Genomic DNA, 13,433 nt, shown 5'->3' on the forward strand with positions numbered 1-13,433 from the left:
TCCTTTCCCTATGGACAAGAAAATATTCGCATTCATCATATTTTTTCTGATTTTTGCCGCTCTTTCAAACCCTCTTGAGGCCTCGAGACACCATCAGGGACGAAGCTCAGCCGGAAGGAGAGCTCTATCCCCACAGGCAGATGAATCGGTGGAAAAGTCACCGGGTAGAATTAACGATGCCTACGTCATCCACTTCATCCTCGACGGCACCAACGCCGAGGCATTCGAAAACGCGCGCGAGAAAGGTCTTCTCCCGAATATATCGAATATGTTTTTCGAGAACGGCGCGGTATTTGAAAAAGGACTCTCACTCTTTCCGTCGACATCCACCACAGTCTATCAATCCTACGCGACCGGACTTCTACCCGGAAGATCCGGAATACCGCACCTGCAGAGAATGGACAGGAATACAATGGAGGTTGTCGATTATATGACGATCTCCGGAAACAGGATGATGAACTCAGACCTGATCAACACGCTGGCCCTCATAAACCCCGCGAGCGGGAACCTTGGTGAAAAAACCTCTATTTTCGAATTGCTGGAAGGCCATCCCAGCGCCGCAATCTATAGTAGTTTTTATCGCGGAGCCTCGTACGTCTATCCGAAGATTCCAATCAAGGCGCTCTGGTCGGCATATGTCAGCGGAAACCGGGAAAAGGTCGATGATCTTGCGCTCAAGCGCGTGATGAAAATATTTTCGAATGACGATGCTGGGAAAATCCCCAGATACACCTTGGTTGGGCTCTATTCTTCCGATATCGTCGGGCACCATTTCGGCCCCAAAAGCCCCGAGGTCGAAGGGGTGCTGGCCCGATTTGACCTCTTCCTGGCACAGTTCGACGAGCTGCTGGGAAAACGGGGCTTAAAGGAGAAGACCTACATCGTAGTTACAGCCGACCACGGAATGCACGAAAGCGGGCGTCTCTTCAAACTTCAGAAGGAGCTTGAAGAAAAGGGAGCCCACTTCAAGCCGAGAAGCCCGAAAGATAAAAAATTCATCATCTTCGCAGCGGATAGAGGCGTCGTATCGACGCATATCTACGTGAGGCACGACGGAGGATTCGAACCTCTGACAGATCCGGAAACGCTTCGAAGCCTTCCCAGCATACACGGAGGCGATCTGGACCTGATCAAATCGCTGCTCGAACTCGAGGCTACCGAATTCGTAATCGTCAGAAGGGGAGAGAGGAATTCCAGGATCTTTTCCAAGGATGGAAAATCCGCCGACATAGACTGCTTCAGGATAGGACGCTCAGACTACTGCAGCTACGAATTCGACCGCTCGCTCGGAGATCCCTTCAACTATTCTTCCAACCCTGAACTTTCACACCTTCTCGACGGAAGCCCTCATTCATCTTTGGAATGGATGCACGCAACTGCCGACGAGATGTATCCCGATGCGATCATAAGCTCCTCACTGATTTTCGAAGACGGCCGCGGAGGCGACATATATCTGACAACCTCTGATGGATACGGACTCAGAAAGGCGAAAGCCGGAAATCATGGCGGGCTCTCCTCGGAGGACATGCGCGTTCCCACAATGATATCCGGCCCCGACGTGCCTAAAGGAAAGTTCGGTACAATGCGCCAGACAGATCTCTATCCTCTGCTGATCGAGTGGTTCGGTCTCACCGCAGATGAGGGAAACTACGACGGAAGGAATCCGTTAAGTAAAAAGGCGGCCAAGAACGCTGAAGCGGCCAAGCTTGCTGAGATGGACAAAATATTTTCGAACAACCCGCCCGTTTTCAAAATAGTCGATATGGATCACTTCGTAAGAAACCAGATTGCCCCGAAGATACCGACATCCTCTTTCTCCATGTTGATACCTGCAGCAAGGGAAGAGCTGAAGGTGCGCTCAGGAAGGCTCGCAGCCGTCCAGAGCTACGTAAAAAAACTCCAGGCGATAAAGGAAAATCCGGAGGGGCATCCCGATTTCGACCAGAGATATCTTGAAGATCACATCAAAATCACGGAGCGCGCATTCAGAAGAACCTCGATGGAGCTTCAGCGCATCGAGGATATCATAAAAATTCTTGAATCCTGCAAAAATCCTTCAAGCTACGAGTGTAACGCGATCTAAGGAAAGGCCGATGCTAAAGTTCTTTTTCAACAGATTCAGCGTCATGGTAAAAATTTCAGAAACTGCGGGATTCCTCCTGCTGCTTTGGCTTGGCAAAAAGATATTTTTCCTTGAAGCATCGGCATCATCGAAGGTCCTTTTTCTCTGCATAGCATTTCTCTACCTCTTCATTCGGGCATGTGCGATGATCCATTGGCACAGGGACGCCAAGAGGTTTACCGGAATAGAGCTACAGTTCAAAAAGACGCTCGTCCCGGTTGCGTACATAATGACTATATTTAACGCTGCTGCGCTTGTCGCTGATCCTACGCCATTTCTCGCCGCAGAATTTCTGCTGTTGCTCTTCATGGCCCACGTGAACGCGATACTGCTCTGGCTTTTCTGGAAGGATGATGAAACCCTCCCTGTCGCTTCGCTCTCAAAACGTTCGAATTAATGACGCGCGAGACCCTGCATCATTTTTAAATAAACACATAATTCATTGTAATAATTGCCTATTTTAAGCATAGTGCAAAATTTACTCTGGACAATCATGACGCAATATTGTTAGTTCTCGCCCATGCCAACCATACGCGAATTTCTTGAAGGATTCGGTCTCCCGGAGATAACGCTCTTTCTCCTGACCACGGTCGTCATAGTCATGGCACGCGAAGGAAAGCGGATCTTCAGAAGGAAACGGCAATGAAAAAGCCGAAAAGAACGTCCACCCGCAAGGCTTCTTACGACCAGGGAGATACGAAAAACCATGTGATGGCAGCCGGAAGGGAGATACTTCTCGCGGCCCGGGGAGCGCTGCGCTTCTGCAAGGACTACGTGGAAAACTCCCCCGACTCGGCGTCGAAACAGCATCTGGCCAGTTTCTTTTCGAAAGCCATGGCCGTGGCGGATGATCTGGGAAAAAGCATCCTGGAGATCTCCCCGGTCAAGCAAGCGGCGGAACATATAGCTAAAAGCTTCCTGAGCTCAGTTGGCGAAGAGATGAAAAACTCATCCGACAAAACACCGCGTTCTCACAAAAATCCAGTTCACAACCGCAAAAAAGGCGGTCGCAGAAAATAAGGTCTCACAAGTTAATATGGGAGGACATATGACTGAAAGAAAACCGAAAGTCATAAAGAGATATCAGAACAGAAAATTGTATGACACTTCAGATTCCTGCTACGTCACGCTTGAGGATATCGGCGAGATGATAAAGCTCGGGGACGAAGTACAGGTCATAGACAACGCAACCAAGGAGGATCTTACCGCAATGACGCTCGCACAGATCATCTTCGAAGAACAAAAGAAAAAGACAAACGTCCAGCCGCTCGGGACGTTCAGACAGATCATCCAGGGAAGCGGCGAGGCCCTCAAGGACCTGATGTCGATCGGAGCGCGCGAGATAGGGCACGTAAAAGATTTCGTGGATGACAAGGTCCGCCCCGCAGTAAGCAATATACAGGAAATTCCACACGTGAAATCTGAGATCGAAAACATAAAACGCCGCATCGAATATCTCGAAAAATCATTCGCCCAGATGAGGAAATCTAGATGAAAACATGCTGCATCTTTCGCTCGTTATTTTCTCTGACAGTCGTGTTGGTTCTGCTATTGCCGGCATCCGCAGCGTCGGCGTATCTGCTCCCTGTTCATCAAATGACGCAGGAGGATTTAGGGAGACCCGCGGAGGAAATCCTTTCCGATTATGAAACAAGGATGAGCGCCCTCGGCACGAGGTCGAGCCTTGAGAAAATCGAACGGTATTCCAGAAATAAAAAAATCAGGCTTTCATCTTCTGAAAAGACCGCCCTGCCCGAACATTCAAAGATAAAAGAAGAAATAAAATTCTGGCAGTACGTATCCGATTTAAAAAAGTCCTTACTGGAATTGTTGGGCCCATCCCCTTCTGAAAAGGCCACCTTGGAGGCCGATTTAATGGCCAAGGTCATAGTACAAAAGCTCTACGATATATCGCAGGAATACCGAATCAAATTCACGGCGCTATTTCGAAATCTGCAGATCAACAGCGGAACGGCCAAGCGCGGCTTCTGCTACCACTACGTCATAGACTTGATATCCGAACTCTCCAAAAGTCACTGGGAACATCTCGAGTACAGGTGGGGAGAAGCATACGCAAGGACATTTCGCGAGAACAACGCCCTTGTGATCACGGCGATTGGAGCCCCCTTCGAAAGCGGAATCGCAATAGACGCATGGCGCGCCGGCGGCCGACCTTTCTGGAGGAGAGTTTCACAGGACCGGTTCCCGTGGAAAGAAGCCCAGTGCAGCGCGTACGAATGACGGACAATTCCCGAATTTAGGCCAGCGATCTAAACCTTCAGGAATGCCCAGAGCCTCTTCATGGCAAGTTCGGAAAGCCCGAGGAAGCTTATCCCCAAACCTCCTCCCCTGCCGCCTCTCCCTTCGCTCCTTCTCACGACCTTTCCTGTAACCCGCACTGGACGCCTATGCCCAGGCAGCGCAAACGAGAGAAAGAGCATGGTCCCTATCTTCAGAGGTATATCCGACTCCAAAAAGAGCCCCCCCATGCTGATGTCCATCGAATAGACGTAAAACAGCCCCTCTCCGAATTCATCCTCGAAGACCACCTGAGTCCGGTGAGGTCTGCGCTGGTGGATCCTCTTTTCGGCGATCTTTGTGAGCGTACCCCTTGTCATGGCAGGAGCCTCCCGACAAGTTCGAAGAGTTCATCAGGATGAAATGGCCTACGCAAAAGCCAGCTTTTCTTTACCGAGGCCAGCATCCTCCCATGATTGCCGGAGATTTCGTTCTCCTTGCATATGAATATCTTCGGCACGGCCCCGACCGGGATAGCCTCGACCATGCCCTGGACTATATCGTCAAATTTCTTGCCGAAAATATTGGAATTGATGATGGCCATGTCACACTTTTCACGCCTGAAGAAATGAGGCCTGGCCTCTTCAAAGCGCTTCCTTATCACAAGCTCCGCCTCAAGTGGCTCTAGAAGCAAGCGGTACATATTTGCGGCGAGCTCTGAACGGTCCGCGATTATTATGCGCCTCTGTCTAGCCATGCCATCATCTATAGTTGAGCCCCCCGGCCGATGCAAGGAGGCACATCGCTTAAAAATAAAACCGCTAGACATTATGTTCCTTGACTTTTAGGGGGTGGTCACGTAAAAGCTACCCACATATATGCTCGTTTTCATAAGGTTTTTTTGACATCAAAATAACCGGCTGAAAATACAAAATTTTAAGGAGGGGTGTCATGAGGAAATTGTCGTTGTTGGTGGTGGCGGTACTTTGCACAGCTTTTCTGTTTGGGTGCGCACAGCACCAGAAGAAGCCTGCTGCAAAGGCGAGCGCTCTGCAGAGGGTTCATTTCGATTTCGACAGGTCGAATATAAAGCCGGAATATGAACCGGTCCTCCGCGGAAACGCAGCGTGGTTGCAGTCAAATAGTAAGGCCAATGTTACTATCGAAGGTAATTGCGATGAACGCGGATCCATTGAGTACAACATCGCCCTCGGCGATCGCCGCGCGAAGTCAGCCAAGGATTATCTCGTAAATCTCGGAATACCTGCCAGCAGGATTCAGACCATGAGCTACGGCAAGGAACGTCCTCTTTGTACGCAGCACGACGAGAGCTGCTGGTGGCAGAACAGGCGCGCTGATTTCGTAGCCCGCTGATTTTATCAAAAATATTAAGATGCAAAATAGACAGCGCGCCCATTGCAGGGCGCGCTGTTTTGTTGTAGGTCTCGCTGCAGAATTTTTAAAAGGAGGATTCAATGAGGAAAGTCGTGAGTTTTTTAGCGATCCCGGTCGCCGCGCTGATATCATCCGTATCATTTGCCGGGCCGCTGGATGACAAGATAAAATCCCTGGATGAGCAGCTGCAGAACATTCAGCGAACCTACACATCAAACAATCAGAATGTCGCATCGTCCATAGCTCAGGTCGAAGCGATACGCGAAGATTGGAATATGATGAAGGGGCACGTCGATGCCAACCGACACCTCATAACCTCGCAGGGAGAGGAATTATCCAGAAGGATGGACTCTCTAGACCACAGGATTACTTCGATAGAAGACAGGATGTCCATATTTTCAAGCCAGCTTTCCAAAGCTCTGGCCAAGATAGCACCGGAGGCCGCAGCCGAAGGGGACCTGTACCAGACGGGACTCGATCTGGCTAATGAATCAAAATATCTCGAAGCCGCCGCGTCATTCGAGCAGTTTTTGAAAAAATACCCAAAGAGCGAATTTGCACCCAGTGCGCTGATGTGGGTGGGAGAGTGCTTCTATTCCATGAGGGATTATCAGCGATCCATTCAGGAGTTCCAGAGATTCATCGAAAAATATCCACGCGACAAAAACACAGGACTCGCAATTTTCAAGCAGGGAAATTCATTCTATGAGCTGGGGATGACCGAAGAGGCAAAAGCATTTTTCAACAAGGTAATACAGAGAGAGCCAACCAGCGAAGTAGCGGCCATGGCAACTGAAAAATTGACGAAGATCAAAGAGCGCGAGGCGAAAGCATCGGGTATCGCTCCTGTAGGAGGAGGAACTGGCTCATATCCGGGCGAGACGATAGAGCAGCAGCGCTCCAGGATGATGGGGACGACCCCTGAACCGGAAAAAATTCCGGCGGCGAAGCCCGGCAAGACGGTACCTCCCGGAAAGTTCTAATATGATAGTGCTGGGAATAGAATCGTCGTGCGACGAAACCGCCGCCGCAGTCTTCGACTCGGGAAAGATACTCTCCAATGTCGTCGCCACGCAGCATGACGTTCATGAAAGATTCGGCGGCGTAGTTCCTGAGCTCGCATCAAGGCGCCATCTGGAAAATATCGTCCCTGTGATCGAAGGGGCATTGACCGGCGCCTCGATGACGCTTGATGACATTGAGGGTATCGCCGTTACAAACGCCCCCGGACTCGTCGGCTCTCTGCTAGTTGGAATCTCCGCCGCCAAGGGAATAGCCTACTCCAAAAACCTGCCTCTTGTAGGCGTGAATCACCTCGAGGGACATCTTCATGCGGCATCGCTTCAGTTTGGAGAGATCGAGCACCCATACGCTGGGCTCGTCGTTTCGGGCGGTCATACCAGCATATATCTCGTAAGATCTTTTTCAGATTACGAACTGCTCGGAGCGACCAGGGACGACGCAGCCGGGGAGGCCTTTGACAAAGTCGCTAAATTGCTGAGACTGGGATATCCCGGCGGACCTGCGATAGATCGCGCCGCTGAAAAAGGAAATCCAAAGGCGTTCATTTTCAACAAGCCACACTTCTCGGAAAAAACCATGCGCGGAATCGTGCCGCGCCAATTCGATTTCAGTTTTTCTGGGATAAAAACCGCGGTTTTGAATCTGCACAGAAAACACTCCCAAAGCGAAGGGCTGTCGCAGGAGATGGCGGCCGACATCGCTGCCAGCTTTCAGGAATCCGTCGCAAGGATACTGACCCAAAGCCTTCTCGAAGCCGCCGAGATTTCATCATGTAAATCGGTCGTGCTGGCCGGAGGAGTCGCAGCCAACAGAAGGCTCCGCGCCCTGCTAGCTGAAAAGTCCGATGAACGCGGAATCAGGTCGTTTATTCCTGACATGAATCTATGCACGGATAATGCAGCCATGATCGCAAATGTAGGCCATGAAAAACTCATCCGAGGTGAAAGAAACGGCTTCGACCTGGCCGCGATTTCAAACCAGGAGATAGGAATCAATTGAAAAAAAGCGAGTCTGTCCACTCCATCCTCAGGAACTTTGAGATAAGGCCTAAAAAAAAGCTCGGCCAGCATTTTCTTCACGCAACGCCAACGATCAAAAAAATAGTAGCCTCCTTGGCAATAACGAGGGGCGACACGGTCGTAGAGATAGGTCCTGGTCCAGGAGTCATGACCCCTTTTATATCTGATGCGGCCAAAAGCGTAATAGCGATAGATGCCGATGCCGACATGATAGAGATATTAAAATCCAGGATGTCTGATAGAAAAAATGTGAAGATCGTATATTCCGACATACTCAAGGTGAAACTGCCCGACCTGATAGAAAATAAAAAGCGCGTTAAGATAATAGGCAACCTTCCCTACAACATTTCATCTCAGATAGTATTTTGGATGATCGACTCGCGCAAAAATATCTCGAAGGCCGTGATAATGGTCCAAAAAGAGGTGGCGCAAAGACTCGCTGCAAAACCCGGAGGAAAGGAATACGGAATACTTTCAGTGATACTTCAGGCCTTCGCGAGATGCTCCAAGCTCTTCGATGTATCTCCAAATAATTTTCTTCCGCCCCCAAAAGTCACCTCGTCGATCTTGATGATAGAATTCTCAGATCCCGAAGATAAAATAGGCAGCGAAGAAGTCTTTATAAAAACAGTCAAAGCGGCATTTGGAAAGCGCCGAAAGACCATAAGAAACTCTCTGTTGGAATCAAAAGATCAGTTGTTTTCGGCAGTAAAGATAGACTCCGCCCTCACAAATTTGGGAATCGACCCAAAGCGCCGGGCGGAAACCCTCTCCGTTAAAGAGTTTATCGCCCTCTCAAATCTGCTCACTCAATAATCCTCCAGCCAGGCTATACGAGTCGCACACGGACCCCTCCAAAATTTTTCTAGGTTCTAGACAAAGGCTCGGCCCTCTGTTATAGGGCGCGTATGCCTGAGAAGGATGTGAAATATATCGCTGTTGACGGCCCCATAGGATCTGGCAAAACGACGCTGGCTAAGATGCTTGCAGAATCCCTCGGTGGGCATCTCTGTTTGGAACTTTCCGACAAAAACCCATTCCTCTCCGACTTCTATAAGGACAGGAAGAAAAACGCCTTCAAAACACAGCTGTTCTTTCTCCTCTCGCGATACCAGCAGCAGATAGAGCTCAAGCAGCGCGATCTCTTTCAACAGACGATCCTTACGGATTACACCTTCGCGAAGGACTCGATATTTGCCGAGATAAATCTTTCCGAAGATGAGCTTGCTCTTTATAATACTATATTCGGTCTGCTCAAAGAAAGGTTGCCCAAACCCGAACTTGTGGTTTACCTGAGAGCGGACTCCAACGTGCTCTTGCAGAGAATAAGAAAACGCGGGATAGACTTTGAAAGATCGATCGACGAAAGTTATCTGGATAAACTCACCGAGGCCTATAATAGATACTTCGTAAACTACAACAACACCCCGCTTCTCGTGGTCGACACCACGAATCAGAACTATATCGAAAACAGGGAGGATTTCGAGACGCTCAAAAAAGAAATCCTCGGACACAAGGGCGGAACCGTCCATCTCATCGCAAGGTAGCAAACAAATTGAAGAAAACTATTCCACAGCTCGTAAAACGTTACAGGGGCGGCGAAAAACTGACTATGCTCACCGCATACGATGCCACCTTCGCCAAGATACTGGATGAATCACAGATAGACATGATCCTCGTCGGCGATTCGCTGGGGATGGTCGTCCAGGGACATGAAACGACGATACCCGTCACGCTGGATGAAATAATCTATCACACCAAATGCGTCAGCCGCGGAACCAAATCGGCGCTGGTAATAGCCGACCTTCCATTCATGAGCTACCAGGCATCCAGGACACAGGCCATGCTCGCAGCCGGTCGGATATTGAGAGAAGGAAACGCCGACGCGGTGAAACTAGAAGGTGGAATGGAAATGGTCGATACCGTCCGTCTGATGACGGCTGCGGGAATACCGGTCATCGCACATATAGGGCTCAAGCCGCAAACGATCAGGATGATGGGGAACTACCGAATTCACGGAAAAAATAACGAGGAAGCGGAAGCCCTCCTTGCAGAAGCCTCAGCATTCGAAAATGCCGGCGCTTTCATGCTCCTGCTCGAAGGCGTCGCAACCGAAACAGCAGCCGATATCACCTCGCGCGTATCGATTCCAACGATAGGAATCTCCTCCGGCCCTCACTGTTCGGGGCAAGTGCTTGTCATATACGATCTGCTGGGCTTTGACCCGTCATTCCATCCTAAATATCTGAAGGTCTATGCTGATGGAAAAAGTTTCATATCGGACGCCGTTACTAAGTACGCCTCCGAGGTCAAGACAGGGAAATTTCCATCCGAAGAACATAGCTTCGCCGCAAATAAAAAATAAAACCCATGAAAATAATCAAAACCGTAGAAGAGATGAAGGCGTGGTCCGCCTCGCGCCGCGCAGATGGAAAGAAGATATCATTCGTCCCGACGATGGGGGCGCTTCACCAGGGGCATCTTTCCCTTCTGAAAAAAGGCAAAGAGCTGGCGGACGATCTCGTCCTGTCGATATACGTAAACCCAGCACAGTTTGCGCCAACCGAGGATCTCTCCTCCTACCCAAGGGACTTGGATGGAGACCTCACAAAAGCCGAAACTTGTGGAGTAAGCGCAGTCTTTTTCCCCAGCGATGACACGATGTATCCGTGCGAATATCGAACGTACGTATCGGTAGAAAACCTTACCGAAAAACTATGCGGAATTTCCAGACCATCCCACTTCAGAGGGGTGACCACCGTAGTGGCAAAACTATTCAACATAGTCTCTCCAAACTTTGCCATCTTCGGTGAAAAAGACTACCAGCAGCTTATAGTCATAAAACGCATGGTCGCGGACTTGAATATGAGTCTCGAAATAATAGCTTCCCCTATCGTAAGAGAAAGCGATGGCTTGGCGATGAGCTCCAGAAATGCCTATCTCACAAAGGAGGAAAGAACTGCTGCGCTCTCGATAAATGCCGGACTGAACAAAGCAAAAAAAGCTGCGATGGCAGGAGAAAAAAACTCTTCGAAGATCGTCGGAATAGTGGCGCAGGAAATAGAAAGCTCCGAGCTTGGCAAAATCGACTACATAAATCTCGTCGATGCAAAAAACCTAGATAATATCCCTTCCTGCGACCGTCCCGCCCGACTCTTAGTCGCTGCATTTTTTGGAAAGACCAGGTTGATAGATAATGTCTCGATCTAGGGCCGAAATCCCGCCCGAGCGGTTGTATAACCCCCCCCTACAAATGAACAATTGCTCGTTGCCCCTGCATCATTCTTCTGCTAAATTGAGCCGCATAAATAGAAAAATACATGAATCTGGAGCTATAACATATGGAAATAATTAGCGCTTCTGTTGCTTTGCCTATGACGAGCGGGGCCCCAGTTTTGAAAAACGGAGCCGTCGCAATAGAGCTCGGAAAAATCTACGCATTCGGAACCCTCGACGAAGTCAAATGGCAGTATCCGTCCGCCACCATAAAAAATTATGACGGATGCGTGCTGATGCCCGGGCTCGTAAACGCACACTGTCACCTAGATCTGGTAAATTTTTACAACATCTCCGTGCCGCAGGACGACCCGCTAAATACAAGAGTTGATTTCATCGAGAGCCTTATTACCAGCATCGACTACAAGCAGGATGCCGATTCAAAAGCCGTCATAGACGGGATTCAAAAGGGGATCTCAAGGCTAATCGAAACGGGGGTCACATGCGTAGGCGATATGACCCACTTCGAAGGCACCTTCAAGCTGCTGCGCGAGATGGGGCTGCGCGCGATAGTCTATCCCGAAATTCTTGCAGGCAGAGGGGAACACGCCCAGCAGCGCTTCGAAGTGGCCCTTGCGCTTCTGGAAAAATACACGGATGCGACGCACGACAGGATCAGAGTTGGCCTGGGTCCCTACGCACCATACCTGCTATCAAGAAACCTTCTAAAAATCATAAGCCAGCATGCGAAGGAAAGTTCGATACCTCTCGTCATACACGCCGCCGAGTCATTCTCCGAGATGGAGTTTTTCTTTGATTCAGAAGGTCCTATAGCGAATGAAGTTTTCCCAAGCCTTGGGTGGAAAGAGCTGCCTCCGGCGTTCAGGAAGACCCCGATATCTTTTCTATCCGAAATAGGGTTCTTCGATGCCCCCACGACCGTCATCGGAGCGCTCCACCTTTCCGACAGCGACCTCTCGCACATGGCCAGAAATCTGGTAAAGGTCGTCTACTGCCCAAGTTCAAACAGAATCATGAAACACGGAAATTTCCCGTATGGAAAGTTGGCAGAGCACGGAATACCCGTAGGGATGGGAACCGACTGCTGGCAATCCAAACTTGGATTCAACATGTGGCATGAGATGAGGACGGCCGTGGAATGCGCCTCCGATCCGCTTCCAACCTGCAAGGAAGCGCTGCAGATGGCCACCATAGGAAGCGCGCGCGCAATGGGACTCGACCACATAATCGGGACGCTCGAGCCGGGGAAAAAGGCCGACCTCATAGCCGTAGCGCTGCCCGATATTCCCTGCGACGATTCCATCTACGACACGATGATAAAAAATATCGATCCGCAGCACGTAAAGCTGGTGCTTGTAGGCGGCAACGTCCTGAAGTGAGAATGGATCATGAAAATTCTGAGCGGACTTAAGGAAATATTCAAAAAGTACATGCTGGCGGGAACCGCGGTGCTGGTCCCGCTAATCGCCACCTATCTCATACTGAAGCTCATCATCAACTCTTTCGATTCGATGATGATGTCTTTTCTGCCAAGCAACTTGAGACCGCAAAGCATCTTCGGCGTGGACATCCCTGGATTCGGACTTGTCGCTACGATAGTCCTAATACTGATCGTAGGAATCTTCACACGCCTGTACATAGGAAGATACATGGTGGTAATAGGCGACAGGATAATAGCCAAGATTCCACTCGGAAGAAGTATCTACAGCGGAATAAAAAAATTAATGGCAACCATTCTCGCCAACCATGAGGAGCGTTTCAAGAGCGTCGTGGCGGTAGAATATCCAAGGCGCGGATGCTGGGTGATAGGATTTGTAACCAGCGACGCCTATAAGGAAACTAAAAAACTATCCCCGCAAGAGATGGTAAACGTATTCGTACCCACTACCCCCAACCCTACCTCGGGGTTCATGATAATACTCCCAAAATCAGATGTGAAAACGATCGACATTGACATAGACGAGGCATTTAAACTGCTGATCAGCGGCGGGATCATAAACCAGCCGGAAAGTCAGGTTTGACGGTAATCCAGTAAACCCATCCGACAAAAATTATTGAACTGTGGTTTACAGGGCCTCTTTCAGATATGGAGAAGATATGAAAAGCTTTTTAGATCTCGCCACAAACAGGAGGAGCGTCAGAAAATATAAAAGCGAGCCGGTGCCGGAAGAAGTTCTCATGAGAATTCTGACTGCGGGACAGATGGCGCCTTCCGGCAATAACTCGCAGCCGTGGCGTTTCATAATAGTAAACGATGCTAAGACAAAAGAAGAGCTCTTCAAGGTAGCTGGCAGGCAGGAATGGATACTTTCCGCCCCATTGACGATAGCAATAGTCGCCGATCTTAAAGCCAAACTTCCCCAAAACAGGATGGATGAGGAGATCTCCATCGACGACAA

17 protein-coding genes are annotated in these 13,433 nt (G+C 49.7%); 15 read left to right on the plus strand and 2 right to left on the minus strand.

Going from position 1 to position 13,433, the window contains the following annotated elements:
• Window positions 1-10: 10 nt before the first annotated feature.
• The 5 genes from GX659_03275 to GX659_03295 all read left to right on the plus strand — a co-directional run bounded on the left by GX659_03275 (window position 11) and on the right by GX659_03295 (window position 4,363).
• Window positions 11-2,083, plus strand: coding sequence for an alkaline phosphatase family protein (locus tag GX659_03275; protein ID NLD27809.1), 2,073 nt, complete (start codon window positions 11-13; stop codon window positions 2,081-2,083).
• A gap of 10 nt (window positions 2,084-2,093) precedes the next feature.
• A complete protein-coding gene (locus tag GX659_03280) occupies window positions 2,094-2,519 on the plus strand; it encodes a hypothetical protein (GenBank protein NLD27810.1) in 426 nt (141 codons plus the stop codon).
• A 245-nt stretch (window positions 2,520-2,764) separates the two neighbouring features.
• A complete protein-coding gene (locus tag GX659_03285; GenBank protein ID NLD27811.1) occupies window positions 2,765-3,142 on the plus strand; it encodes a hypothetical protein in 378 nt (125 codons plus the stop codon).
• Between the two features lie 16 nt (window positions 3,143-3,158).
• Complete coding sequence (locus GX659_03290; protein ID NLD27812.1) at window positions 3,159-3,617, plus strand: transcriptional regulator; 459 nt, start codon at window positions 3,159-3,161, stop codon at window positions 3,615-3,617.
• On the plus strand, window positions 3,614-4,363 hold the full coding sequence (locus tag GX659_03295; protein NLD27813.1) for a hypothetical protein: 750 nt from the start codon (window positions 3,614-3,616) through the stop codon (window positions 4,361-4,363). The genes GX659_03290 and GX659_03295 overlap by 4 nt, the downstream gene beginning before the upstream one ends.
• Before the next feature lie 29 nt (window positions 4,364-4,392).
• Here GX659_03295 and GX659_03300 read toward each other — a convergent pair whose 3' ends face one another.
• Both GX659_03300 and GX659_03305 read right to left on the minus strand, forming a co-directional pair.
• Window positions 4,393-4,740, minus strand: coding sequence for a hypothetical protein (locus GX659_03300; protein NLD27814.1), 348 nt, complete (start codon window positions 4,738-4,740; stop codon window positions 4,393-4,395).
• Window positions 4,737-5,117, minus strand: a complete 381-nt coding sequence (locus tag GX659_03305) for a hypothetical protein (GenBank protein NLD27815.1) — start codon at window positions 5,115-5,117, stop codon at window positions 4,737-4,739. The genes GX659_03300 and GX659_03305 overlap by 4 nt, the downstream gene beginning before the upstream one ends.
• Window positions 5,118-5,311: 194 nt before the next feature.
• On the opposite strand from GX659_03305, the gene pal reads away from it, so the two are divergent.
• The 10 genes from pal to GX659_03355 all read left to right on the plus strand — a co-directional run.
• A complete protein-coding gene (gene pal, locus GX659_03310) occupies window positions 5,312-5,734 on the plus strand; it encodes a peptidoglycan-associated lipoprotein Pal (GenBank protein ID NLD27816.1) in 423 nt (140 codons plus the stop codon).
• Between the two features lie 101 nt (window positions 5,735-5,835).
• Window positions 5,836-6,738: a tol-pal system protein YbgF gene (ybgF, locus tag GX659_03315; GenBank protein NLD27817.1), complete on the plus strand. Its 903-nt coding sequence runs from the start codon at window positions 5,836-5,838 to the stop codon at window positions 6,736-6,738.
• Between the two features lies 1 nt (window position 6,739).
• Complete coding sequence (gene tsaD, locus GX659_03320; GenBank protein ID NLD27818.1) at window positions 6,740-7,777, plus strand: tRNA (adenosine(37)-N6)-threonylcarbamoyltransferase complex transferase subunit TsaD; 1,038 nt, start codon at window positions 6,740-6,742, stop codon at window positions 7,775-7,777.
• The gene (gene rsmA, locus GX659_03325) at window positions 7,774-8,613 is read left to right on the plus strand and encodes a ribosomal RNA small subunit methyltransferase A (protein ID NLD27819.1); all 840 of its coding nucleotides are present in this window, start codon (window positions 7,774-7,776) and stop codon (window positions 8,611-8,613) included. Before tsaD ends, rsmA begins: the two co-directional genes overlap by 4 nt.
• A gap of 92 nt (window positions 8,614-8,705) precedes the next feature.
• Complete coding sequence (locus GX659_03330; GenBank protein ID NLD27820.1) at window positions 8,706-9,344, plus strand: deoxynucleoside kinase; 639 nt, start codon at window positions 8,706-8,708, stop codon at window positions 9,342-9,344.
• A gap of 8 nt (window positions 9,345-9,352) precedes the next feature.
• Window positions 9,353-10,162, plus strand: a complete 810-nt coding sequence (gene panB / locus GX659_03335; GenBank protein ID NLD27821.1) for a 3-methyl-2-oxobutanoate hydroxymethyltransferase — start codon at window positions 9,353-9,355, stop codon at window positions 10,160-10,162.
• Window positions 10,163-10,167: 5 nt separating this feature from the next.
• Window positions 10,168-11,007 carry a pantoate--beta-alanine ligase gene (locus GX659_03340; GenBank protein NLD27822.1) on the plus strand — a complete coding sequence of 280 codons (840 nt, stop codon included), beginning with the start codon at window positions 10,168-10,170 and terminating at the stop codon, window positions 11,005-11,007.
• Window positions 11,008-11,171: 164 nt separating this feature from the next.
• Entirely contained in the window at window positions 11,172-12,413 is a 1,242-nt protein-coding gene (locus GX659_03345) for an amidohydrolase family protein (GenBank protein NLD27823.1), read from the plus strand.
• A gap of 9 nt (window positions 12,414-12,422) precedes the next feature.
• Complete coding sequence (locus GX659_03350; protein ID NLD27824.1) at window positions 12,423-13,055, plus strand: DUF502 domain-containing protein; 633 nt, start codon at window positions 12,423-12,425, stop codon at window positions 13,053-13,055.
• 76 nt (window positions 13,056-13,131) lie between these two features.
• A partial coding sequence (locus GX659_03355) for a nitroreductase (GenBank protein NLD27825.1) occupies window positions 13,132-13,433 on the plus strand: 302 nt, incomplete at its 3' end.

Source organism: Myxococcales bacterium, assembly GCA_012513515.1.
Lineage (GTDB): Bacteria > UBA10199 > UBA10199 > 2-02-FULL-44-16 > JAAZCA01 > JAAZCA01.